Consider the following 22,459-nt stretch of genomic DNA (forward strand, 5'->3'; position numbering starts at 1 on the left):
CCCACCGGGGTGCCGCCCTTCTCCGTACCTGTAAAACGACTACTTGCGCATGACCTCGGGCTCGTGGCGGCGCAGGAAGCGGGCCACGAAGAAGGCGCAGATCACGCCGAGGGCGATCAGGGCGACCATGTCCATGGTCCAGGCGCCGACCGTGTGCTCCCACAGCGGGTCCGTCTTGCCGGGGTTGTCCTTGTCGGGGTTGACCACGTTGAAGTCCAGCGTGGCACCCGCGGCGCCGACCGCCCAGCGCGACGGCATCAGGTACGAGAACTGGTTGACGCCGACCGCGCCGTTCAGCACGAACAGGCAGCCGGTGAACACGACCTGGATGATCGCGAACATGACCAGCAGCGGCATCGTCTTCTCGGCGGTCTTCACCAGCGAGGAGATGACCAGGCCGAACATCATCGAGGCGAAGCCCAGCGCCATGATCGGCAGGCAGAGCTCCAGCTTGGTGGCTCCACCGAGGATCAGCCCCTCCTTGGGGACATCACGCGTGGCGAAGCCGATGGCGCCGACCAGGGCACCCTGCGCCAGCGTGATCACGCCGAGCACGACGACCTTGGACATCAGGTACGCCGAGCGCGACAGTCCCGTCGCGCGCTCCCGCTCGTAGATCACCCGTTCCTTGATCAGCTCGCGGACGGAGTTGGCCGCACCGGCGAAACAGGCGCCGACCGCGAGGATCAGCAGGACGGTGGTGGCCGTGCCGTTCGGGATGTGCTGACCGGTCTTCGCGTTCACCTGCGGGTTCACCAGCAGGTCGTGGCCCGAGTCGATGAGCAGACTGACCGATCCGAGCACGAGCGGCAGGATCACCGTCAGCGCCAGGAAGCCCTTGTCGGACACGATCACCGACACATAGCGCCGGATCAACGTACCGAGCTGGGAGAACCAGCCCTGCGGCTTCGGCGGCTTCATCGCCTGGGCCGGCGGCATCTGCACCGACTGCGGGGCGATGGCGTCGATGTCCGCGGCGTACATCTGGTAGTGCTGCGAGCCCTTCCAGCGGCCCGCCCAGTCGTAGTCGCGGTAGTTCTCGAAGGCGGAGAAGACGTCGGCCCAGGTGTCGTAGCCGAAGAAGTTCAGCGCCTCCTCGGGCGGGCCGAAGTAGGCGACCGAGCCGCCCGGCGCCATCACGAGCAGCTTGTCGCAGATCGCCAGCTCGGCCACGGAGTGCGTGACGACGAGGACGGTGCGGCCGTCGTCGGCGAGGCCGCGCAGCAGCTGCATGACATCGCGGTCCATGCCCGGGTCGAGGCCGGAGGTCGGCTCGTCCAGGAAGATCAGCGACGGCTTGGTGAGCAGCTCCAGGGCCACCGAGACGCGCTTGCGCTGGCCACCGGAGAGGGAGGTGATCTTCTTCTCTTTGTGGATGTCCAGCTTGAGCTCGCGCAGCACCTCGTCGATGCGGGCGTCGCGCTCGGCGCCCGTGGTGTCGGCGGGGAAGCGGAGCTTGGCCGCGTACTTGAGGGCCCTCTTGACGGTCAGTTCCTTGTGCAGGATGTCGTCCTGCGGGACCAGACCGATGCGCTGGCGCAGCTCGGCGAACTGCTTGTACAGGTTCCGGTTGTCGTAGAGGACGTCACCCTGGTTGGCCGGGCGGTAGCCCGTGAGCGCCTTCAGGAGCGTCGACTTGCCGGAGCCCGACGGGCCGATGACCGCGATGAGCGACTTCTCCGGTACGCCGAAGGAGACGTCCTTGAGGATCTGCTTGCCGCCGTCGACCGTCACCGTCAGGTGGCGCGCGGAGAAGGAGACCTCACCGGTGTCGACGAACTCCTCGAGGCGGTCGCCGACCAGCCGGAACGTCGAGTGGCCGACGCCGACGATGTCGTTCGGGCCGAGCAGCGCGGAGCCGCCCTTGGTGATCGGCTGGCCGTTGACGTACGTGCCGTTGTGCGAGCCGAGATCGCGGATCTCGTAGCGCCCGTCGGGCGTCGCGTGGAACTCCGCGTGGTGGCGGGAGACCTGCAGGTCGGAGACGACCAGCTCGTTCTCCAGCGCACGGCCGATACGCATCACACGGCCAAGGGCCAGTTGGTGGAACGTGGTCGGGCTGCGGTCGCCGTACACCGGCGGCGCCCCCGCGCCACCACCGGGTCCGCCCTGCTGCGGCGGGATGTTGGCGGCCTGTTGCGGCGGCTGCCAGCTCTGTTCGGGCGCCTGCACCTGCGGCTGCTGCGGCTGCTGCTGCGCCCAGCCGGGGCTCGCGCCCTGCGCCGCGAACGGCTGCTGCTGCGGCTGCGCCTGCTGCGGCGCCACGGCCGCGGCGGCACCCGCCAGGTTCAGGCGCGGACCGTCGGTCGCGTTGCCGAGGTTCACGGCCGAGCCGGGGCCGATCTCCATCTGATGGATCCGCTGCCCCTGCACGAACGTGCCGTTGGTGCTGCCGTGGTCCTCGATGACCCAACTGCGGCCACCCCAGCTGATCGTGGCGTGACGCCAGGACACCCTGGCGTCGTCGAGCACGATGTCCCCCTGCGGATCACGTCCGAGGGTGTATGGCCTGGACGCATCCAGCGTCCAGGTCCGTCCATTCAATTCCAGTACGAGTTCCGGCACTCCAGCCCCACTGAGTTGTCCCCCGAGTTACCCCCATCACAGGGAGTCTAGGGATGTCGAACATCGTGGGGAACTATTTCAGTAGGAGCCCCCTGACCGAAAGTCGGGCCTTGTGAAGAGTGCGCACGGGCGGGTTGCCCGTTCCCGTTGACGGGGTTGAAACCGGCCCGGAGAGTGGTAATCCCCCGCGAGGGGGACACCGCGGTCCGAAACCGCGGAGCGGATCGGGGGGTCTGACGATGGGTATCGACAGGGCTGACCACGGCCGGAGGGTTCCGTGGGGCGACGTGCTGCTGGCCGCGATCGCCTCCGTGAGCTGGGCGTTGATCGGGATGGCGGGCGTCGCCGCGCTCGGACTGCATCTGCTGGAGGCGGACACGGCGGGCTCGCTCGGCCCGATGACCGCGGCTGTTGTGGCGCTTGGTGCGGGTGGTTCGGTCACACCGGCCGGCGACGTCTCCGCCTTCGGCCTGAAAGGAGCGGAGGCGCACACCGCCATCCAGATCACGCCACTCGGTGTGGGACTGGTGGGGGCGCTCCTGCTGTCCTGGTTCTTCTTACGGTCCCTGCGCGGGGCGGGAGTTGTGATCGCGCCCTTCGAACTCGCGGCGCGCGCGGTCGCGGTGGTCGCCCTCTTCGTGGCGACCCTGGGCGGGCTCGCCTGGGCCGGTCACGACATCATCACGATCGACGGAAACAAGCTCGGGCTCGACAAGGCGGGCGGCGGCCTCGGCGACATCACGGACAAACTCCCCGGCGGGCTCGGGGACATCGGCGGGCTGCTGCCGGGCAAGATCGGTGATCTCGTGAACGCCAAGGCCGCGGTGGGCTTCACCGTCGACACCGTGCCCACGCTGCTGGGGGGCGCGGCCTGGGCGGCCGGGGTCCTGGTGATCGCGCTGCTGGCCTCGCGCCGCACTCCGCTGCCGCGCGGCTGGGAGGCCGTGCACCGCACGGTCCGGCCCGCCGCTTCCGCGCTGGTCACGGTGTTGCTGGTGGCGGTCGCGGCGGGGTTCGCGGCGGCGGCGTACGCGGCGATCGGCGACGCCCACCCCAAGCGGATCGCGGGAGCGGCCCTGCTAGGGGCGCCCAACGGCGTGTGGCTGGGCATTCCCATCGGCCTCTTCGTGCCCTGGGACGGCAAGGCCACCGGCGAACTGGCCAAGTTGCTGCCCGACCCGCTCGACAAGCTGCTCAGCGTCGACTCCGGTCGGCCCGTCACGGTGGGCCGCCTGGCCGAACTGGACAGCCGTGTCTGGCTGTTGGCGGTCGCGACCGCGGTCATGATGCTGTTCGCGGGCGTCCTGACGGCCGCGCGTACACCGTTCGTACGGTTCGTACGAGAAGGGGTCGCCGCCCCCTCGGGGGACCCGGACGCGGCCACCGTACGGCCCGGGGGCGCGCTCGGTTTCGCGGGGCGCTGCGCGCTGCCGCTCGGGATCGTGACGGCTCTGGCGCTGCCTTTGCTGGCGTGGCTGACGGATGTCTCCGCGGACGCCTCCCTGTCGGTGCTCGGCTTCGACGCCTTCGGCGCCGGCATCGAACTGCACGGCCATCTGGGCACAGCCCTGCCCCTCGGCGCCGCCTGGGGCGCGGGCGCGGGGGCGGCCGGGGCGCTGCTGGCGTACGCGAGCGGGGCCGCCGGGCGGCGGGCGGCGCCCCTGGCACGGGGTGACGCGGGGGCGCCGGGACCGGCGGCGGCTCAGCCCGACCTACTGCACCCGTCGGGGCCGTACCACCCGGGCACCCCGTTCCGTCCGGCGAACCCCGACACCAACCCGTATCTGCGGCTGCCCGACGAGCTCCGGGAACCGGACCACCGACGCCCACCGGGGGCACGCGGGGCGCGGCAGTCCGGGGCGCCCGGAGGTACGTGGCCGTCGGGGAGCGGGCGGCCGCCCGAACCCACCCGGTCGTCGGAGGGACCACGCCGACCCGGCAACGTGTACGGCGCACCGACGGTGGCGGGGCCCGTCACACCGCCGTCACGGCCGCCGAAGCCGCGAGGGTCCCGGTCCGGGAGCGTTCCGCCCCCGCCACCGCCGCCTCCCTCCTCCTCGTCGTCGTCCTCGTCCTCGTCCGAGGAGGGGCCGCCGCCTCCGCCACCGCCGCCGGGGAGGCCTCGGCGGCGGGATTGAGCGACGGGCCGGGCCGGGGTCCGGGAACCGGCCCGACACTCCCGGGCAAAGCGCACGCCACCGCGGTGACACCAAGTGTTCCCTGTCCGTCAGGCGGACCTCAGGGGCGGGAGGCACTGGGTGCCGGATACGGTGGGAACACCATGAGCGCTTCGCAGACCTCTGATGTCCCCACCCTCCTCGTCAAGATCTTCGGCAAGGACAGGCCGGGCATAACGGCCGGTCTCTTCGACACCCTGGCCGCCTACTCCGTCGACGTGGTCGACATCGAGCAGGTCGTCACCCGTGGCCGGATGGTGCTGTGCGCGCTCGTGACCGAGCCGCCCGCCGGGCTGGAGGGTGATCTGCGGGCCACCGTCCACAGCTGGGCGGAGTCGATGAAGATGCAGGCGGAGATCATCTCCGGCCTGGGCGACAACCGGCCGCGCGGCCTCGGGCGTTCGCTCGTCACCGTGCTCGGGCATCCGCTCACCGCGGAGTCGACGGCCGCGATCGCCGCGCGGATCACGAGGACCGGCGGCAACATCGACCGGATCTTCCGGCTCGCCAAGTACCCGGTGACGGCGGTCGAGTTCGCCGTGTCCGGTACGGAGACCGAGACGCTGCGCACGGCCCTGGTGACCGAGGCCTCGGCACTGGGTGTCGATGTCGCGGTGGTGGCGGCCGGACTGCACCGGCGGGCCCAGCGTCTGGTCGTCATGGACGTGGACTCGACGCTCATCCAGGACGAGGTGATCGAGCTCTTCGCCGCGCATGCCGGGTGCGAGAAGGAGGTCGCCGAGGTGACGGCGGCCGCGATGCGCGGGGAGCTGGACTTCGAGCAGTCGCTGCACGCGCGCGTGGCGCTGCTGGAGGGTCTCGACGCCTCGGTCGTGGACAAGGTGCGCAGCGAGGTCCGGCTGACGCCGGGGGCGCGCACTCTGATCCGTACGCTCAAGCGGCTCGGCTTCCAGGTCGGCGTCGTCTCGGGTGGATTCACGCAGGTCACCGATGATCTCAAGGAGCGGCTCGGCCTCGACTTCGCGCAGGCCAACACCCTGGAGATCGTCGACGGGAAGCTGACGGGCCGGGTCACCGGGGAGATCGTGGACCGTGCGGGCAAGGCGCGGCTGCTGCGCCGGTTCGCCGCGGAGGTGGGTGTGCCGCTGGCCCAGACCGTGGCCATCGGCGACGGCGCGAACGACCTCGACATGCTGAACGCGGCCGGGCTCGGCGTCGCGTTCAACGCCAAGCCCGTGGTCCGTGAGGCCGCGCACACCGCCGTGAACGTGCCCTTCCTGGACACCGTTCTGTATCTGTTGGGCGTCACCCGCGAAGAGGTCGAGGCCGCGGACATGCACGTGGGCGAGCACTGAACGTCGTATGAGCATGAGCCGACGTTCATGACGGCGTCCGACGGGGCCCGGCACCATCGCGGTGCCGGGCCCCGTCCACGTAGGGATACGCGGGGGTCGGCCTACTCGGCCGGCGCCCAGTAGTCGAGGAGCGTGCTCACTCCGGGCTCCAGGGATTTCCAGGAGCCTTCGAAAGAGAGCACCGCGAAGGCGGCGGCGGGGAAGCCGCGGCCGTTCATCCGGGTGCGTGCGTCACCCTCGGCCTGGCCGGCCAGGATGTCGGCGAGGCCCTGCACGCCGGGATTGTGCCCGATGAGGATCACGTTCTGCGCGTCATCGGGGGTTTCGTTGAGCACGGCGATCAGTTCGCCGGGTGAGGCCTCGTAGAGCCGCTCCTCGTAGACCGTTTTCGGCCGGTGCGGGAGCTCCTGGACGGCGAGCTTCCAGGTTTCGCGGGTCCGGACCGCGGTGGAGCAGAGAGCCAGATCGAAGGGGATTTTGGTGTCGGCCAGCTTGAGTCCGGCGACGGCGGCGTCCTTGCGGCCCCGGTCGGCGAGCGGCCGCTCGTGATCGGACACCTGTGGCCAGTCGGCCTTCGCATGCCGGAAGAGGACAATCCTGCGGGGTTCTGCGACGCTCATGGGTCCCAGCTTCGCATGAAACACGCCATGGGGCGCAGGGAGTTGACCGGGTCTCCCGGCATGGGTGACGCGGTCCCACGACGGGCCCAAACAGGGGTGCTCAGGGTGCCTCGGTGACTCAGGGCGCCTGGTGCACGACCGCCTGCTGGATACGCTCGAAGACGTGGGTGATCGCCGGGTCGCCGCCGGCGGCCTGCGCGTCCGCCGGGTTGAGTATCAAAAGCAGCAGCGCGACGAAGGCGAGGGCGGGGAGGACGACGGCCCACCATGGCAGCCGACTGTCGAGGCCGCCCGTGGTCGCCGGGTGGGGCCGGGTGTACGTACGGGCCGACATGCCGCCTCCGTGGGTCTTCGGGTGGTCCGTGCTCCGCGTCCTCGCGGGCACAACTCGAAGTTACGGAATCCGGAGCCCTCAACCCATCCGGAGATCCACCCACTTGACCCTGACACTCACCCCCTAGGGGATGGGGGGTTAGCCCCACCTCCGGCGGCGGCGCACGGTCACGGCGAGGCGATGGTCGCGATGATGCTGATGATCACGGTGATGGCCAGCATCGCGCCGAGCACGAGCAGCATCTTCTTCTGGCCGTTCTGGGGGTTCGGGTCGAGCAGAGGCATACGGCCAGTCTCGCACCGTTCGTCCGCCCTGCCTCCGCCGGGGGCCGGTTCGCCGTGGGTCGGCCCCGCGCCCGGGTTTCAGCGGGCCGCCTCCTCCTCCACCGTACGGTCGCGTCCCGCCAGGACGCCCACCACGATCTGCGGGACCATCAGCCCGGCCATGAGCGCGATCGGCAGGCCCCAGCCGCCGCTGTGCTGATAGAGCACGCCCACCAGGAGCGGGCCGGGGATCGAGATCAGGTACCCGGTGCTCTGCGCGAAGGCCGACAGCTTGACGACGCCGGCGCCTGTCCTGGCCCGCATGCCGACCATGGTGAGGGCCAGCGGGAAGGCGCAGTTGGCGACGCCGAGCAGCAGGGCCCAGGCCCAGGCGCCGCCCGCCGGGGCCAGGTAGAGGCCCGCGTATCCGGCGAGCCCGCAGACACCGAGCGCGACGACGATCGGTCCCTGGTGGGGCAGGCGGGTGGCGAGCCGCGGGATGACGAAGGCGAGCGGCACGCCCATGACCATGGTGACGGCGAGAAGCAGTCCGGCGGTGCCTGCGGAGACGCCCGCGTCCCGGAAGATCTGCGCCATCCAGCCCATGGTGATGTACGCGGCGGTGGCCTGCAGTCCGAAGAAGACGGCCAGCGCCCAGGCCGTACGGCTCCGGGTGATCCGCAGCGTGGCGGGCTCCTCCCTGACGGGGGCGCCCGCGGCCGGGTCCGACCCCCTTTCGCGTGCGAGGAAGGCCCAGGGCACCACGGCGGCCGCCGCGAGTCCCGCCCAGACGGCGAGGCCGGACTGCCAACTGCCGCCGAGGGAGTCGGTCATGGGCACGGTCAGCGCGGCGGCGGCCGACGTGCCGAGCGCGAGAGCCATCGAGTACAGGCCGGTCATGGAGCCGACCCGGTCCGGGAACCAGCGTTTGACGATCACCGGCATCAGGACGTTGCTGACGGCGATGCCCATGAGGGCGAGCGCGCTGGTGACGAGGAAGCCCACGGTGTTCCCGGCGTAGGGACGGATCGCCAGGCCGGCCGTGATGGCGACCATCCCCGCGCAGACCACCGTGCCGGGCCCGAAGCGGCGGGCGAGCCGCGGTGCCATGACGCCGAAGACGGCGAAGCAGAGCGGCGGCACGGAGGTGAGCAGTCCGGCCACGCTGCCGCTCATGCCGAGCCCGTCGCGCACCTCTTCGAGGAGGGCGCCGAGGCTGGTGATCGCGGGGCGCAGGTTGAGGGCGCTGAGGACGATTCCCACGACCACCAGTCGCATCGCCCACGCGCGCGTGGCGGGTTCCTGGGACTCGCCCCCGGTTCCGGCAGAGCTGCGTATGGGCGGGGACTTCATCGTGCGGGTTTCCTCGGTGGCCATGCCACCCATCATAGAATCATGGGATGATCGGGTGTCCACTCGCGTACGAAGGAATGCCATGGCGCTGAACCACCCCCGCCGTTCGGCGCTGTCCGAGCAGGTCATCGCCGAGCTGCGGAACCAGATCACCTCGGGCGAGTGGCCGGTCGGCTCGCGTATCCCGACCGAGCCGGAGCTGGTCGAGCAGCTCGGCGTCGCCCGCAACACGGTGCGCGAGGCCGTCCGCGCGCTCGCGCACAACGGCCTGCTGGACATCCGCCAGGGTTCGGGCACCTACGTCGTGGCGACCAGCGAGCTGGCCGGCGTGATGCACCGCCGCTTCGCCGACGCCGACCCGCGGCACATCGCCGAGCTGCGCTCCACGCTGGAGTCGAGCGCCGCGAAGCTGGCCGCCGAACGGCGCACCGAGCGCGACCTGAAGCAGCTGGACGCCCTGCTCGTACGGCGCGAGGAGGCCTGGGAGTCCGGGGACGCGGAGGCCTTCGTGACCGCCGACACGACCTTCCACATGGCCGTGGTGGCCGCCTCCCACAACGACGTGATGACGGCGATGTACGCGGACCTGGGCGAAGTGCTGCGCGACTGGCTGCGCGAGGACGTCGGCGAGGAGCTGACGCCGGAGACCTGCATGGACCACACGGGGCTCGTCGACGCGATCCGCACGGGCGACGCTGCCGCGGCCGCCACGGAGGCCGCGGGCTACCCGTTCCTGTGCCGCCTCGGACGGCCGGGCTCCGCTAGCGCTGGTGGCTGACCCACACCGAGCGGATCTCCTTCCAGCACCGCCCGCTCAGTCGCACGGTCGCCGCGGGTCCCGCCTCCACCGGCGGACTGTCGCTGTCGATGTCCCACCAGCGGTCGCACTCGATGTGCAGGCGTACGCGATCGGAGTCCACGTAGGGGTTGTGGCAGTACGCGACCGCGTGCGAGCCGGTCACGGTGGTACGGCACTCGGAGCCGAACGGGCGTGGTCCGACGGGCTTTTCGGCGCCCACGCGCGCGTGGGGAGTGGCGTCGTACGGCAGGGCCATCAGGAGGGCGAGCGCGGCGAACACCGGGGCGAGGCTGCGGAAAAGGCGCACAAGGAGACCTCCTCGGCCGTACGGCTGCGGGGCGGTGCGTCCTCCCAGCGTGCGCTTTGCGCCGTCCCGGCCGCCCGGTCAACTGCTCCGAACGGGCGACGCCCCGCTCCCCGCGCAGGGCGGGAAACGGGGCGTCACAGCCGCGGGGGGTGCTTACGCGCCGATCGCGTGCAGACCGCCGTCGACGTGGATGATCTCGCCGGTGGTCTTCGGGAACCAGTCGCTCAGCAGCGCGACGATGCCCTTGCCGGCCGGCTCCGGGTCCTTGAGGTCCCACTCCAGCGGGGAGCGGTTGTCCCACACGGCGGCCAGCTCGCTGAAGCCCGGGATGGACTTGGCGGCCATCGAGCCGAGCGGGCCCGCGGAGATGAGGTTGCAGCGGATGTTCTGCTTGCCCAGGTCGCGGGCGAGGTAGCGGCTGGTGGCCTCCAGGGCGGCCTTGGCCGGGCCCATCCAGTCGTACTGCGGCCAGGCGTACTGCGCGTCGAAGGTGAGGCCGACGACCGAGCCGCCGTTCTGCATCAGCGGCAGGCAGGCCGTGGTCAGCGACTTCAGGGAGAACGCCGAGACGTGCATGGCCGTGGCGACCGACTCGAAGGGCGTGTTGAGGAAGTTGCCGCCGAGGGCGTCCTGCGGTGCGAAGCCGATGGAGTGCACGACGCCGTCGAGGCCGCCCAGCTCCTCGCCGACGATCTCCGCGAGCCGTCCGAGGTGCTCGTCGTTGGTGACGTCGAGCTCGATGACCTTGGTGGGCTTGGGGAGCTTCCTGGCGATGCGCTCGGTCAGCGTGGGCCGCGGGAACGCGGTCAGGATGATCTCGGCACCCTGCTCCTGGGCCTGCTTGGCGGCGTGGAACGCGATGGAGGACTCCATCAGCACACCGCTGATCAGGACGCGCTTGCCCTCGAGAATTCCGCTCATGGTGATCAGTGACCCATTCCCAGTCCGCCGTCAACAGGGATGACGGCTCCAGTGATGTACGAAGCGTCGTCGGAGGCCAGGAACCGCACCGTTGCGGCGATCTCCTCAGGCTGCGCGTAGCGACCGAGCGGCACCTGCTTCACGATGCCGTCGCGCTGCTCGTCGGTGAGCGCCTTGGTCATGTCGGTGTCCACGAAGCCGGGCGCGACGACGTTGAAGGTGATGTTGCGCGACCCGAGCTCACGGGCGAGGGAGCGGGCGAAGCCGACGAGGGCGGCCTTGGAGGCGGCGTAGTTCGCCTGGCCGGGACCGCCGTACAGACCGACTACCGACGAGATGAGCACGACACGGCCCTTCTTGGCGCGCAGCATGCCGCGGTTGGACCGCTTCACGACGCGGAAGGTGCCGGTGAGGTTGGTGTCGATGACCGAGGTGAAGTCCTCCTCGGACATACGCATGAGGAGCTGGTCCTTGGTGATGCCGGCGTTGGCGATCAGCACCTCGACCGGGCCGTGCTCGGCCTCGATCTCCTTGTAGGCCTGCTCCACCTGCTCGCTGTCGGTGATGTCGCACTTGACGGCGAGGCAACCCAGCTCGACCAGGGCGGCCGGGGGCTCGCCCGAACGGTACGTGATCGCGACCTTGTCGCCGGCCTCGGCGAACGCGCGGGCGATGGCGAGGCCGATGCCCCGGTTGCCTCCGGTGACGAGAACCGAGCGGCTCAACGGATCACCCTTTCGATAGCGGTCTGTTTCCTCTGCAAGACAGGTGCCTTCTTCGAAAACCTATCGGTCCCGTCCCCCGGGCGGAGAATCGGGCACCGACAGTGGCTCGGGGGACTCGCTGTCGGGTCCCTACAGAAAGATTGCGGACGGCGGCCGGAAAGCTGTGGCCGCCGGGCCCGCCCGCGCGACATGATCGGTCGGACAGGCCACGACAGCAGGGAGACCTCCGTGCCTCATTCCATCGACGAAGCCTTCTTGGCACTGCCGCTGCGGTCCCTGGCCGATGCGGCGCTCGCCCGCGCCCGGGCGCTGGGCGCCGAGCACGCGGACTTCCGGTTCGAGCGGGTGCGCAGTGCCGCCTGGCGGCTGCGGGACGCGAAACCCGCGGGGTCCTCGGACACCACGGACCTGGGGTACGCGGTGCGGGTGGTGCACGGCGGGACCTGGGGGTTCGCCTCGGGGGTGGATCTGACGATGGACGCCGCCGCCAAGGTGGCGGGCCAGGCCGTGGCGATGGCGAAGCTCTCCGCGCAGGTGATCAGGGCCGCCGGTGCCGACGAGCGCGTCGAGCTCGCGGACGAGCCGGTGCACGCCGAGAAGACCTGGATCTCCTCGTACGACATCGACCCCTTCTCCGTACCGGACGAGGACAAGTCCGGGCTGCTCGCGGACTGGAGCGCGCGGCTGCTGGCGGCGAACGGCGTGAACCACGTCGACGCCTCACTGCTGACCGTGCACGAGAACAAGTTCTATGCCGATACGGCGGGGACCGTGACCACGCAGCAGCGGGTGCGGCTGCATCCGCAGCTGACGGCCGTCGCGGTCGACGACTCCAGCGGCGAGTTCGACTCGATGCGGACCATCGCTCCGCCGGTCGGGCGCGGCTGGGAGTACCTGATGGGCACCGGCTGGGACTGGGAGACCGAGCTGGGGCGGATCCCGGAGCTGCTCGCCGAGAAGATGCGGGCGCCGAGCGTCGACTCCGGTGTCTACGACCTGGTCGTCGACCCCTCCAACCTGTGGCTGACCATCCACGAGTCCATCGGACACGCCACCGAGCTGGACCGCGCGCTGGGCTACGAGGCCGCGTACGCCGGAACGTCCTTCGCCACCTTCGACCAGCTGGGCAAGCTCCGCTACGGCTCCGAGCTGATGAACGTCACCGGTGACCGCACCGCCGAGCACGGTCTCTCGACGATCGGGTACGACGACGAGGGCGTCGAGGGCCAGTCCTGGGACCTGGTGAAGGACGGCACGCTGGTCGGCTATCAGCTGGACCGGCGGATCGCGAAGCTGACCGGGTTCGAGCGGTCCAACGGCTGCGCGTACGCCGACTCCCCCGGGCACGTGCCCGTGCAGCGCATGGCCAATGTGTCGCTCCAGCCGGATCCCGCGGGACTCTCGACCGAGGACCTGATCGGAAGCGTGGACCGCGGTATCTACGTGGTCGGTGACCGCTCCTGGTCGATCGACATGCAGCGCTACAACTTCCAGTTCACCGGCCAGCGGTTCTTCAAGATCGAGAACGGTCGGATCACAGGGCAGCTGCGGGATGTCGCGTACCAGGCGACGACCACCGACTTCTGGGGTTCCATGGCCGCGGTGGGCGGCCCGCAGACGTATGTCCTGGGCGGTGCCTTCAACTGCGGCAAGGCCCAGCCGGGTCAGGTCGCGGCGGTCTCGCACGGCTGCCCGTCGGCCCTCTTCAAGGGCGTCAACATTCTGAACACCACGCAGGAGGCCGGTCGATGAGCGCGCGTACGAACAAGCCGCACGAGGTCGTCGAGCGTGCCCTCGAACTGTCCAGGGCCGACGGCTGCGTGGTGATCGCCGACGAGCAGTCGACCGCCAACCTGCGCTGGGCGGGCAACGCGCTGACCACGAACGGGGTCACGCGCGGGCGCACGCTCACCGTCATCGCGACCGTCGACGGCCGCGAGGGCACGGCGTCCGGAGTCGTCTCCCGCGCGGCCGTCACCGCGGACGAACTGGAGCCGCTGGTACGGGCCGCCGAGGCCGCCGCGCGCGGGGCGGGGCCCGCCGAGGACGCCCAGCCGCTGGTCACGGGCGTACCGGAGTCCCCCGACTTCACGGACGCGCCCGTCGAGACGTCGTCCGCGGTCTTCGCGGACTTCGCGCCGGCGCTCGGCGAATCGTTCGCACGCGCGCGTGCGGGCGGCCGCGAGCTGTACGGCTTCGCCAACCACGAACTCGTGTCGAGCTATCTGGGTACGTCGACAGGGCTGCGGCTGAGGCACGACCAGCCCAACGGCACGCTGGAGCTCAACGCCAAGTCGCCGGACCGCACGCGTTCGGCGTGGGCGGGGCGCTCCACAAGGGACTTCAAGGATGTCGACCCGGCGTCCATGGACGCGGAGCTGGCCGTCCGGCTCGGCTGGGCCCAGCGGCGCATCGAGCTGCCCGCGGGGCGCTACGAGACGCTGCTGCCGCCGACCGCCGTCGCGGACCTGCTGATCTATCAGCTGTGGTCGGCGGCGGCCCGGGACGCGGCCGAGGGGCGGACGGTGTTCAGCAAGCCCGGCGGCGGTACGCGCCTCGGCGAGAAGCTCACCGAACTGCCGCTGACGCTGCGCAGCGACCCGAACGAGCCGGGGCTGGAGTCCGCGCCCTTCGTGCTGGCCCACTCCTCCGGGGACACCGCGTCGGTCTTCGACAACGGGCTGCCCCTCAAGGCGACCGACTGGGTCCGCGAGGGCGAGCTCGCGCATCTGTCGACGACCCGGCACAGCGCGGGCCTGACCGGCCTGCCGGTCGCCCCGTCGATCGACAACCTCATCCTCGACGGCGGCGAGGACCGTTCCCTGGAGGAGATGGTCGCGAGCACCGAGCGCGGGCTTCTCCTGACCTGCCTCTGGTACATCCGCGAGGTCGACCCGGCGACGCTGCTGCTGACCGGTCTGACCAGGGACGGCGTGTACCTCGTGGAGAACGGCCAGGTCACGGGCGAGGTGAACAACTTCCGGTTCAACGAGTCACCGGTGAACCTGCTGGGTCGGGCGGTCGAGGCCGGGCGCACGGAAAAGACGCTGCCGCGCGAGTGGAGCGACTGGTTCACTAGGGCTGCGATGCCCGCCCTGCGCATCCCGGACTTCAATATGAGCTCTGTCAGCCAGGGCGTATAACCTCGTACGAGATTCACCGGACCTTTCAAGGAGATACGAGAACCGTGACGGACATCGTCGACGAGCTGAAGTGGCGTGGGCTGATCGCCCTCTCCACTGACGAGGACGCATTGCGCAAGGCGTTCGCGGACGGTCCCGTCACGTTCTATTGCGGCTTCGACCCGACCGCGCCCAGTCTGCATCTCGGCAACCTCGTGCAGATCCTCACGATGCGCCGGATCCAGCAGGCGGGCAACCGCCCGCTGGGCCTGGTCGGGGGTGCCACGGGCCTGATCGGCGACCCGAAGCCGAACTCGGAGCGCACGCTCAACGCCCCTGAGGTCGTGGCCCAGTGGGTCGAGCGGCTGCGCGCGCAGATCGCACCGCTGCTGGACTTCGAGGGTCCGAACGCCGCGATCATGGTCAACAACCTGGACTGGACCCAGGGCCTGTCGGCCATCGAGTTCCTGCGTGACGTGGGCAAGCACTTCCGGGTCAACAAGATGATCGCGAAGGAGGCCGTCTCCCGGCGCCTCAACTCCGACGCGGGCATCAGCTACACGGAGTTCAGCTACCAGATCCTGCAGGGCATGGACTTCCTGGAGCTGTACAGAAGGCACGGCTGCACGCTGCAGACCGGCGGCAGCGACCAGTGGGGCAACCTCACCTCGGGCACCGACCTGATCCACCGGGTCGAGCCGGAGGCCGCGGTGCACGCGCTGGGCACGCCGCTGATCACCAAGGCGGACGGCACGAAGTTCGGCAAGACGGAGTCGGGCACGATCTGGCTCGACCCCGAGATGACCACGCCGTACGCCTTCTACCAGTTCTGGCTGAACGCGGACGACCGTGACGTCAGCAAGTTCCTGCGCATTTTCAGCTTCCGGTCGCACGAGGAGATCGAGGAGCTGGAGAAGCAGACCGAGGAGCGTCCGCAGGCCCGCGCCGCGCAGCGCGCGCTGGCCGAGGAGCTGACGACGCTGGTGCACGGCGCCGGTCAGACGGCCGCCGTGATCGCCGCGTCCAAGGCCCTCTTCGGGCAGGGCGAGCTCGGTGAGCTGGACGACGCGACGCTGACCTCCGCCCTCTCCGAAGTGCCGCACATCAAGGTCGCGGAGCTGGGCCAGGTGGTCGACCTGTTCGCCGAGGTCGGTCTGGTGGCGAGCAAGTCGGCCGCGCGGCGCACGGTCAAGGAGGGCGGTGCCTACGTGAACAACGTGAAGGTCACCGCCGAGGACGCGGTCCCCGCGCCGGAGGATCTGCTGCACGGGCGCTGGCTGGTACTGCGCCGCGGCAAGAAGAACCTGGCCGCGGTGGAGGTCACGGGCGCCTAGGGTGCGTGCCGGACGCCGTGGGTGCTGTGCGGGACTTTCACAACACCCCCCAGTGCGTACGACGAAGGGGGCGGTCTCCCGTGCGGGAGGTCGCCCCCTTCGTCGTACGTACGCTCAGGCCCGCCGCTTGTTGCCGCGCACCGCCATGTAGGCCATGTCGCCCAGGAAGACAATGACGACCGCTGCCGCGAGCTGAAGCGCGTGCCGGCCCCAGTCGATGCCGCTGGTCTCGTCGATGCCGATCCCGCGCGCAATGGCGTTTCCGACGATGGCGCCGAGAATGCCGAAGACGGTCGTCAACCAGAGCGGGCTGTGCTGCTTGCCCGGAATGATCGCCTTGGCGATCAGACCCAGCACGAACCCGACGATGATCGCCCACAACCAGCCCATGGCTGCCTCCTAGTACGGCTCTACGTGAGCATTACGCACAGTCTCGACCTGCCCGTCATACGGCGCATGTCGGGCAGGGCCGTACGCGGTACGGCGCATTTCGTTCAGCCGTGCGGCGCCTGCCCCGGTCTCGAAGCCGACGCAGTCGCGGCGTAACGTGGAGGGTGTTCGGGCCTGGGTCCCTGACCGGGTACGGGGCAGGTACGGGCCGGGGAGAGTCCGACACAGGCAGGTGGTGGAATGTGATGCGGAAGCAGAGCAACAGCCAGGTCTTCCGGATCACCGGAGCCAGGCAGGGGCTCGAGGACGATGTACGGGGCAGGCAGCGCCGGTACGTCATCTCCATGTCCGTCCGCACGGTCTCCGTGATCCTCGCCGCCACGCTGTGGAACGTCGAGCGGCACGTCGCGATTGTCGCGCTGGTACTCGGCGCGCTGCTCCCCTACATCTCGGTGGTGATCGCCAACGCGGGGCGGGAGAACGTGCCGTCGCTGCCGTCGACGTTCGTCAACGCTCCCCTGCGGCCGATGATCGCATCGCCCCGGCAGGACGACTTCACCGTGCCTAGCGGCGGCTTCGCGGAACCCGTCCCGGAGGACGTCGCGGCCGACCCCGGGGCGGGCCTGCGGGGCGAACCACAGGAGCGGACCTGACCAAGGGGGATCCGCCGGAAACGGAATCCAATCGCTCACCAAGCTCAAGAAAAGCTCAGATCAATCATGAAGTTCAGGTGCCGGGCACCGGGTCCCCCGTGACATACTTCGTACGCGCTCCGCATCCCCCGTCGGAGCGACAGACCGACGCCGGGCAGCTCCCCCCGTGGCTGCTCGGCGTCGCCTTTTCGGAGCCGTTTAGGGTTGCGGTGTGAACCTCCCCTTCCCTGACTCCTCCCCCGCCGATCCGCAGTGCTCCGCCAAGGGCTGTCGCGCCGACGCGGAGTGGGTGCTCGCCTGGAACAACCCGAAGCTGCACACGCCGGAGCGCCGCAAGACCTGGCTCGCGTGCGAGGAACACCGGGAGCATCTGTCCCAGTTCCTCGGCGTGCGGGGGTTCCTCAAGGACGTGGTGCTGCTCGCGGAATGGGAGTCCGGCGAGGCCGACGGCTGAGGCCTGTCCGGCGGATCATGCCGCAGGCGCGGGGCCGCGAAGATCCGTCAGAAGCCCCTAGCCGCCGATCGCCGACATCGGTCGGTCGGGCTGAACGAACGAGGGATCGTCGAGGCCCGCGCCTGCCTTCTTGCCCCACATGGCGAGCTTCCATATGCGGGCGATGTCCTCGTCGGGGGCGTCGGAGCGCAGAGCGGCTCGCAGGTCCGTCTCCTCGGTGGCGAAGAGGCAGGTGCGGACCTGGCCGTCGGCCGTCAGTCGCGTACGGTCGCAGGCCGAGCAGAAGGGGCGGGTGACCGAGGCGATCACACCCACCCGGTGCGGACCGCCGTCGACGAGCCAGCGTTCGGCGGGGGCGGAGCCGCGCTCGCCGGCGCCCTCCTCGGTGAGCTCGAAGCGCGTACGCAGTGAGGTGAGGATGTCGCCCGCGGTGACCATGCCCTCGCGCTTCCAGCCGTGCTGGGCGTCCAGGGGCATCTGCTCGATGAAGCGCAGTTCGTAGTCGTGCGCCACGGCCCAGGCGAGCAGGTCGGGGGCCTCTTCCTCGTTGAGTCCGGGCATCAGGACCGAGTTGACCTTGACGGGGGTCAGGCCTGCGTCGCGGGCGGCTTCGAGGCCTTCGAGCACGTCTTTGTGGCGGTCGCGGCGGGTGAGGGTCTTGAAGACGTCCGGGCGCAGCGTGTCCAGCGAGACGTTCACCCGGTCCAGGCCCGCTGCCTTCAGGGCGGTCGCGGTGCGCTTGAGGCCGATGCCGTTGGTCGTCAGGGACATCTGGGGGCGCGGGGCGAGGGCCGCGACGCGCTCGACGATGCCGACGAGGCCGGGCCGCAGCAGGGGCTCGCCGCCGGTGAAGCGGACCTCGGTGATGCCGAGGCTCGTCACGGCGATGTCTATGAGGCGGACGATCTCGTCGTCCGTGAGCAGATCGGGCTTGGCCAGCCACTGCAGGCCCTCTTCGGGCATGCAGTACGTGCACCGGAGATTGCACCGGTCGGTCAGCGAGACCCGCAGGTCGGTGGCCACTCGGCCGTACGTGTCGATGAGCACGTGGGCCCCCTCCCTCGTTCAGGATCACAGGTGCTGACAAGACCGAGCCTACGTGACGCGACTGACAACAACACCGGCCCGATCCCACGAGAGACGGCGCGGCCCCGTCGTAGAGACCTACCAGCAGGGGTCTGCCGGAGGCCTACGGCGGGGCCGCGCGGTGCCGGGACTCAGTGCGCGCCGGTACCCGTGAGGGAGCGGACCTCGAGCTCGGCGTACTTGCCGGTGTCGGGCTCCTCCTTGGACAGGAGCGTGCCGAGCCAGCCCAGCAGGAAGCCGACCGGGATGGAGATGATGCCGGGGTTCTCCAGCGGGAACCAGTGGAAGTCGGCGTCCGGGAACATCGAGGTCGGCTTGCCCGAGACCACCGGCGAGAACAGCACCAGGCCGACGGCGGTGACCAGGCCGCCGTAGATCGACCACAGCGCGCCGTTGGTGGTGAAGCGCTTCCAGAAGAGGCTGTAGAGGATCGTCGGCAGGTTGGCGGAGGCGGCGACCGCGAAGGCGAGCGCGACGAGGCCGGCGACGTTCAGGTCGCGGGCGAGGGCGCCGAGCAGGATGGACACGGCGCCGATGCCCACCGTCGCGTACCGGGCTGCGGTCATCTCCTGCTTCTCGGTGGCCTTCCCCTTCTTGATGACGTTGGCGTAGATGTCGTGCGCGAACGACGAGGACGAGGCCAGCGTCAGGCCGGCGACGACCGCGAGGATCGTGGCGAAGGCGACGGCGGAGATGGAGGCGAGCAGGATGGCGCCCCAGTTGGAGTCGACGCCTCCCAGGTGCAGTGCCAGCAGTGGCGCTGCCGTGTTGCCCGCCTTGTTGGAGGCGATGATCTCGTCGGGTTTGATGAGCGCGGCGGCGCCGAAGCCGAGCGCGAGCGTCATCAGGTAGAAGCCGCCGATGAGGCCGATCGCCCAGTTCACGGACTTCCGCGCGACCTTGGCCGTGGGCACCGTGTAGAAGCGGATCAGGATGTGCGGCAGGCCGGCGGTGCCCAGGACCAGGGCGACGCCGAGGGAGATGAAGTCCAGTTTGGTGGTCGAGGTGGCGCCGTACTTGAGGCCGGGCTCCAGGAAGGGGCTGCCCTTGCCGCTGTTCTCGGCCGCCTTGCCGAGCAGGTCGGAGATGTTGAAGTTGAACTTCAGCATGACCAGGAAGGTGAGCAGCAGGGCCCCGATGATCAGCAGGACGGCCTTGACCATCTGCACCCAGGTGGTGCCCTTCATGCCGCCGATGGTGACGTAGACGATCATCAGAACGCCGACCAGGGCGACGATGCCGATCTTGCCCGCGTCGCTGGTGATGCCGAGGAGCAGCGAGACGAGGACGCCGGCGCCTGCCATCTGGGCCAGCAGGTAGAAGATCGAGACGACGATCGTGGAGGTGCCGGCGGCCGTGCGCACCGGGCGCTGGCGCATGCGGTACGCGAGGACGTCGCCCATGGTGTAGCGGCCGGAGTTGCGCAGCGGTTCGGCGACCAGGAGAAGGGCCACCAGCCAGGCGACGAGGAAGCCGATGGAGTAGAGGAAGCCGTCGTAGCCGAAGAGGGCGATCGCGCCGGCGATGCCGAGGAACGACGCGGCGGACATGTAGTCGCCGGAGACGGCGAGACCGTTCTGGAAGCCGGTGAACTGGCGGCCGCCCGCGTAGAAGTCGGCGGCGTCCTTGGTCTGGCGGCCCGCCCAGACGGTGATGACGAGGGTCGCGACGACGAACACCGCGAAAAGGCTGATGATCAGCGGCCGGTGCTCGCTCGCCTCACCGGCGGCCAGCTGGACCTGGGTGATCGCGGGGCTCATGCGCCGCCCTCCATCCGGGACTTGATCGCATCGGCCTTGGGGTCGAGCTTGGCGGCGGCGTGCCGCGAGTACCACCAGGCGATGAGGAACGTGGTGAGGAACTGGGCCAGACCCAGCACCAGGGCGACGTTGATGTTGCCGACGACCTTGGTGCCCATGAAGTCGCCCGCGTAGTTGGAGAGCAGGACGTACAGCAGGTACCAGGCGATGAAGGCGATGGTCAGCGGGAAGGCGAAGGAGCGGTGGGAGCGGCGCAGTTCACCGAACTCCGCGCTCTCCTGCACCGCGACGAACTCCTCGGTGGAGGGCAGTCGGGTGGGGGCTTTCGAGGGAGGTGGTGCGTCGGTGGCCACGGAGTCTCCTCGCGTTGCGGGGGCGGTTGCGACGGTGGACGCCCGCGAGTCGGGGTTCGCGGACGTCGGGTGCGAGTGGGGGCTCGCGGACGGCTGGTTGGGCATGGACATGACTGATCTGACCTCACAGTGACGTGGATCACGTGAGCCGGGGGCGATGTTAGGACCCACGGACGTGATCCGACAGGGGGCACGATCGTGCTCGCGCTCCCTGCTCAAGGTCACGGCGCCACGCGAGGAGCGGTTCAACCGGTCGCACTTCTTTCGGAAGTCGTCGGCGGTAGCCATTGCTGGCCAGGTCGGGCGGGAGATAGCTTCGGCCTGCACCCCGTCATGTACCTGCCCGAGCACCACCTGTGTTCGGGCCGTTCCGTTTCCGGATGATGTGGAGACCCCATGGCTCATCTGCGCCCAAGACACCGCCTCGCCCTCGCCGTTCCGGTGGTTCTGTCCCTGACCGCCTCGCTCGGCTTCCTGCCCGGCGCCGCGTCGGCCGCCCCGCTCACCACGGCCGAGTCGACGACCGCGGACAGCCCGAACCTGGCGTACGTCGTCAACACCACGACCGACCACCGCACGATCGAGTCGGTGAAGAAGGCGATAGCGGACGCCGGCGGGACCGTCGTGGTCGCGTACGAGAAGATCGGCGTGATCGTCGCCCACTCGGCCAACCCCGACTTCGGCAAGCGACTTCGCGCGGTACGCGGAGTGCAGTCGGCCGGCGCGACGCGGACGGCGCCCCTGACGGCGGCCGGTACGACGGACGAGGGCGCGGTGCAGAAGCTGTCCGCCTCCGAGGCCGCCAAGGTGACCCGGGCCGCCACCGCGGGCGAGGAGCCGCTCGAGGCCGACCAGTGGGACCTGCGCGCGATCGGCGCCGACAAGGCCGCGGAGATCAACCCGGGCAGCAGCAAGGTGACGGTCGCCGTCATCGACACCGGCGTGGACGACACCCATCCGGACCTCGCCGCGAACTTCTCCGCCTCGCAGTCCGCGAACTGCGTCGGAGGAAAGGCGGACACCTCGCCGGGCGCCTGGCGTCCCGCGAACGCCGACCACTACCACGGCACACACGTCGCCGGTGAGATAGCCGCCGCCCGCAACGGCATAGGCGTGGCGGGCGTCGCCCCCGGCGTGAAGGTCGCCGGCATCAAGGTGGCCGACCCGGTCAGCGAGCTGTTCTACCCCGAGAGCGTCGTCTGCGCCTTCGTGTTCGCCGCCGACCATGGCGTGGAGATCACCAACAACAGCTACTACGTGGACCCGTGGCTGTACAACTGCATGGACGACCCCGACCAGCGGGCCATCGTCGACGCGGTCAACCGGGCCCAGCTCTACGCCCAGCACAAGGGCACCCTCAACCTGGCCTCGGCGGGCAACTCCGCCCACGACCTCGACGCGGACGCGCTGGTCGACGCCTCCAGCCCCGACGACTCGACCGCCGTCACGCGCACGGTCGACCCGCACAAGTGCTTCGACGTGCCCACCCAGCTGCCGGGTGTCGTCACGGTCAGCGCGACGGGCGTACAGAACCTCAAGTCGTACTACTCCTCGTACGGCAAGGGCGTCATCGACATCGCGGCGCCGGGCGGTGACCGGCTCTACCAGATCCCGGACACCCCCTCGAAGAACGGCCGTATCCTCTCGACCCTGCCGAACAACCAGTACGGCTTCCTGCAGGGCACGTCGATGGCCTCGCCGCACGCCGCGGGCGTGGCCGCGCTCCTGAAGTCCACGCACCCGCGGGCGACCCCGGCCCAGCTGCAGGCGCTGCTCAAGGCGCAGGCGGACAACCCGGGTTGCCCGGCCTCCTACGACCAGGACGGCGACGGCACGCAGGACGCGATCTGCAAGGGCGGCACCCGGGTGAACGGCTTCTACGGCTTCGGCATCGTCAACGCGCTCAAGGCGGTCAAGTAGGCCGTCG

At 70.0% G+C, this 22,459-nt stretch carries 21 protein-coding genes; 9 read left to right on the forward strand and 12 right to left on the reverse strand.

Going from position 1 to position 22,459, the window contains the following annotated elements; translation table 11 throughout:
• Positions 1 to 39 precede the first annotated feature (39 nt).
• A complete protein-coding gene (locus tag ACN6LB_RS17725; RefSeq protein ID WP_356149408.1) occupies positions 40 to 2,565 on the reverse strand; it encodes an ABC transporter ATP-binding protein/permease in 2,526 nt (841 codons plus the stop codon).
• A 239-nt stretch (positions 2,566 to 2,804) separates the two neighbouring features.
• Here ACN6LB_RS17725 and ACN6LB_RS17730 point away from each other — a divergent pair, with 239 nt between their 5' ends.
• Positions 2,805 to 4,703: a streptophobe family protein gene (locus tag ACN6LB_RS17730; RefSeq protein WP_445026759.1), complete on the forward strand. Its 1,899-nt coding sequence runs from the start codon at positions 2,805 to 2,807 to the stop codon at positions 4,701 to 4,703.
• Positions 4,704 to 4,846: 143 nt separating this feature from the next.
• Positions 4,847 to 6,058: a phosphoserine phosphatase SerB gene (gene serB, locus ACN6LB_RS17735; RefSeq protein ID WP_356140337.1), complete on the forward strand. Its 1,212-nt coding sequence runs from the start codon at positions 4,847 to 4,849 to the stop codon at positions 6,056 to 6,058.
• Between the two features lie 101 nt (positions 6,059 to 6,159).
• Here the strand turns inward: serB and ACN6LB_RS17740 are convergent, their stop codons facing one another.
• The 4 genes from ACN6LB_RS17740 to ACN6LB_RS17755 form a co-directional block, all read right to left on the reverse strand.
• On the reverse strand, positions 6,160 to 6,678 hold the full coding sequence (locus ACN6LB_RS17740) for a SixA phosphatase family protein (protein ID WP_356140338.1): 519 nt from the start codon (positions 6,676 to 6,678) through the stop codon (positions 6,160 to 6,162).
• A 118-nt stretch (positions 6,679 to 6,796) separates the two neighbouring features.
• On the reverse strand, positions 6,797 to 7,012 hold the full coding sequence (locus tag ACN6LB_RS17745) for a hypothetical protein (protein ID WP_356140339.1): 216 nt from the start codon (positions 7,010 to 7,012) through the stop codon (positions 6,797 to 6,799).
• A gap of 167 nt (positions 7,013 to 7,179) precedes the next feature.
• Positions 7,180 to 7,296, reverse strand: a complete 117-nt coding sequence (locus tag ACN6LB_RS17750; RefSeq protein WP_356140340.1) for an SGM_5486 family transporter-associated protein — start codon at positions 7,294 to 7,296, stop codon at positions 7,180 to 7,182.
• A gap of 78 nt (positions 7,297 to 7,374) precedes the next feature.
• On the reverse strand, positions 7,375 to 8,664 hold the full coding sequence (locus ACN6LB_RS17755; RefSeq protein WP_445026760.1) for a CynX/NimT family MFS transporter: 1,290 nt from the start codon (positions 8,662 to 8,664) through the stop codon (positions 7,375 to 7,377).
• Between the two features lie 46 nt (positions 8,665 to 8,710).
• Here ACN6LB_RS17755 and ACN6LB_RS17760 point away from each other — a divergent pair, with 46 nt between their 5' ends.
• Positions 8,711 to 9,406, forward strand: coding sequence for a FadR/GntR family transcriptional regulator (locus ACN6LB_RS17760; protein WP_445026761.1), 696 nt, complete (start codon positions 8,711 to 8,713; stop codon positions 9,404 to 9,406).
• On the opposite strand, the gene ACN6LB_RS17765 is transcribed toward ACN6LB_RS17760, so the two are convergent.
• From ACN6LB_RS17765 to fabG, 3 genes are all read right to left on the reverse strand, one after another.
• Complete coding sequence (locus ACN6LB_RS17765) at positions 9,390 to 9,734, reverse strand: hypothetical protein (RefSeq protein ID WP_356140343.1); 345 nt, start codon at positions 9,732 to 9,734, stop codon at positions 9,390 to 9,392. The genes ACN6LB_RS17760 and ACN6LB_RS17765 overlap by 17 nt on opposite strands.
• A 153-nt stretch (positions 9,735 to 9,887) precedes the next feature.
• Positions 9,888 to 10,655 (reverse strand): enoyl-ACP reductase FabI, encoded by a 768-nt coding sequence (gene fabI, locus ACN6LB_RS17770; protein ID WP_356140344.1) that lies wholly within the window; start codon positions 10,653 to 10,655, stop codon positions 9,888 to 9,890.
• Positions 10,656 to 10,660: 5 nt separating this feature from the next.
• On the reverse strand, positions 10,661 to 11,380 hold the full coding sequence (gene fabG / locus ACN6LB_RS17775) for a 3-oxoacyl-[acyl-carrier-protein] reductase (RefSeq protein ID WP_356140345.1): 720 nt from the start codon (positions 11,378 to 11,380) through the stop codon (positions 10,661 to 10,663).
• Between the two features lie 228 nt (positions 11,381 to 11,608).
• Between fabG and ACN6LB_RS17780 the strand changes: the two genes are divergently transcribed.
• From ACN6LB_RS17780 to tyrS, 3 genes are read left to right on the forward strand one after another with little or no spacing between them, the layout of a single operon-like run.
• The gene (locus tag ACN6LB_RS17780; RefSeq protein WP_445026762.1) at positions 11,609 to 13,132 is read left to right on the forward strand and encodes a TldD/PmbA family protein; all 1,524 of its coding nucleotides are present in this window, start codon (positions 11,609 to 11,611) and stop codon (positions 13,130 to 13,132) included.
• Entirely contained in the window at positions 13,129 to 14,523 is a 1,395-nt protein-coding gene (locus ACN6LB_RS17785) for a metallopeptidase TldD-related protein (RefSeq protein ID WP_356140347.1), read from the forward strand. The genes ACN6LB_RS17780 and ACN6LB_RS17785 overlap by 4 nt, the downstream gene beginning before the upstream one ends.
• A 44-nt stretch (positions 14,524 to 14,567) precedes the next feature.
• Positions 14,568 to 15,836 carry a tyrosine--tRNA ligase gene (gene tyrS / locus ACN6LB_RS17790; protein WP_356140348.1) on the forward strand — a complete coding sequence of 423 codons (1,269 nt, stop codon included), beginning with the start codon at positions 14,568 to 14,570 and terminating at the stop codon, positions 15,834 to 15,836.
• 114 nt (positions 15,837 to 15,950) lie between these two features.
• Here the strand turns inward: tyrS and ACN6LB_RS17795 are convergent, their stop codons facing one another.
• Positions 15,951 to 16,226, reverse strand: coding sequence for a GlsB/YeaQ/YmgE family stress response membrane protein (locus tag ACN6LB_RS17795; protein ID WP_445026763.1), 276 nt, complete (start codon positions 16,224 to 16,226; stop codon positions 15,951 to 15,953).
• A 245-nt stretch (positions 16,227 to 16,471) separates the two neighbouring features.
• On the opposite strand from ACN6LB_RS17795, the gene ACN6LB_RS17800 reads away from it, so the two are divergent.
• Positions 16,472 to 16,879, forward strand: a complete 408-nt coding sequence (locus ACN6LB_RS17800) for a DUF3099 domain-containing protein (RefSeq protein WP_445026764.1) — start codon at positions 16,472 to 16,474, stop codon at positions 16,877 to 16,879.
• Positions 16,880 to 17,090: 211 nt separating this feature from the next.
• Complete coding sequence (locus tag ACN6LB_RS17805) at positions 17,091 to 17,333, forward strand: hypothetical protein (RefSeq protein WP_445026765.1); 243 nt, start codon at positions 17,091 to 17,093, stop codon at positions 17,331 to 17,333.
• 57 nt (positions 17,334 to 17,390) lie between these two features.
• On the opposite strand, the gene moaA is transcribed toward ACN6LB_RS17805, so the two are convergent.
• The 3 genes from moaA to ACN6LB_RS17820 form a co-directional block, all read right to left on the reverse strand.
• Complete coding sequence (moaA, locus tag ACN6LB_RS17810; protein WP_356140352.1) at positions 17,391 to 18,380, reverse strand: GTP 3',8-cyclase MoaA; 990 nt, start codon at positions 18,378 to 18,380, stop codon at positions 17,391 to 17,393.
• A gap of 170 nt (positions 18,381 to 18,550) precedes the next feature.
• Positions 18,551 to 20,179 (reverse strand): solute symporter family protein, encoded by a 1,629-nt coding sequence (locus tag ACN6LB_RS17815; RefSeq protein WP_356140353.1) that lies wholly within the window; start codon positions 20,177 to 20,179, stop codon positions 18,551 to 18,553.
• Positions 20,176 to 20,532 (reverse strand): DUF485 domain-containing protein, encoded by a 357-nt coding sequence (locus ACN6LB_RS17820; RefSeq protein WP_356140354.1) that lies wholly within the window; start codon positions 20,530 to 20,532, stop codon positions 20,176 to 20,178. Before ACN6LB_RS17820 ends, ACN6LB_RS17815 begins: the two co-directional genes overlap by 4 nt.
• 396 nt (positions 20,533 to 20,928) lie before the next feature.
• On the opposite strand from ACN6LB_RS17820, the gene ACN6LB_RS17825 reads away from it, so the two are divergent.
• Positions 20,929 to 22,452, forward strand: a complete 1,524-nt coding sequence (locus ACN6LB_RS17825; protein ID WP_445026766.1) for a S8 family serine peptidase — start codon at positions 20,929 to 20,931, stop codon at positions 22,450 to 22,452.
• Positions 22,453 to 22,459 lie beyond the last annotated feature (7 nt).

The sequence above is a fragment of the Streptomyces sp. SAS_270 genome (assembly GCF_052543295.1).

Bases quoted from the DNA above. Each gene is read 5' to 3' on its own strand.
- ACN6LB_RS17785 (WP_356140347.1), top strand. From the start codon at position 13,129: ATGAGCGCGCGTACGAACAAGCCGCACGAGGTCGTCGAGCGTGCCCTC.
- ACN6LB_RS17750 (WP_356140340.1), bottom strand. From the start codon at position 7,296: ATGCCTCTGCTCGACCCGAACCCCCAGAACGGCCAGAAGAAGATGCTG.
- ACN6LB_RS17740 (WP_356140338.1), bottom strand. From the start codon at position 6,678: ATGAGCGTCGCAGAACCCCGCAGGATTGTCCTCTTCCGGCATGCGAAG.
- ACN6LB_RS17730 (WP_445026759.1), top strand. From the start codon at position 2,805: ATGGGTATCGACAGGGCTGACCACGGCCGGAGGGTTCCGTGGGGCGAC.
- ACN6LB_RS17760 (WP_445026761.1), top strand. From the start codon at position 8,711: ATGGCGCTGAACCACCCCCGCCGTTCGGCGCTGTCCGAGCAGGTCATC.
- ACN6LB_RS17815 (WP_356140353.1), bottom strand. From the start codon at position 20,179: ATGAGCCCCGCGATCACCCAGGTCCAGCTGGCCGCCGGTGAGGCGAGC.
- ACN6LB_RS17825 (WP_445026766.1), top strand. From the start codon at position 20,929: ATGGCTCATCTGCGCCCAAGACACCGCCTCGCCCTCGCCGTTCCGGTG.
- ACN6LB_RS17800 (WP_445026764.1), top strand. From the start codon at position 16,472: ATGCGGAAGCAGAGCAACAGCCAGGTCTTCCGGATCACCGGAGCCAGG.
- serB (WP_356140337.1), top strand. From the start codon at position 4,847: ATGAGCGCTTCGCAGACCTCTGATGTCCCCACCCTCCTCGTCAAGATC.
- ACN6LB_RS17795 (WP_445026763.1), bottom strand. From the start codon at position 16,226: ATGGGCTGGTTGTGGGCGATCATCGTCGGGTTCGTGCTGGGTCTGATC.
- fabI (WP_356140344.1), bottom strand. From the start codon at position 10,655: ATGAGCGGAATTCTCGAGGGCAAGCGCGTCCTGATCAGCGGTGTGCTG.
- ACN6LB_RS17755 (WP_445026760.1), bottom strand. From the start codon at position 8,664: ATGATGGGTGGCATGGCCACCGAGGAAACCCGCACGATGAAGTCCCCG.
- ACN6LB_RS17745 (WP_356140339.1), bottom strand. From the start codon at position 7,012: ATGTCGGCCCGTACGTACACCCGGCCCCACCCGGCGACCACGGGCGGC.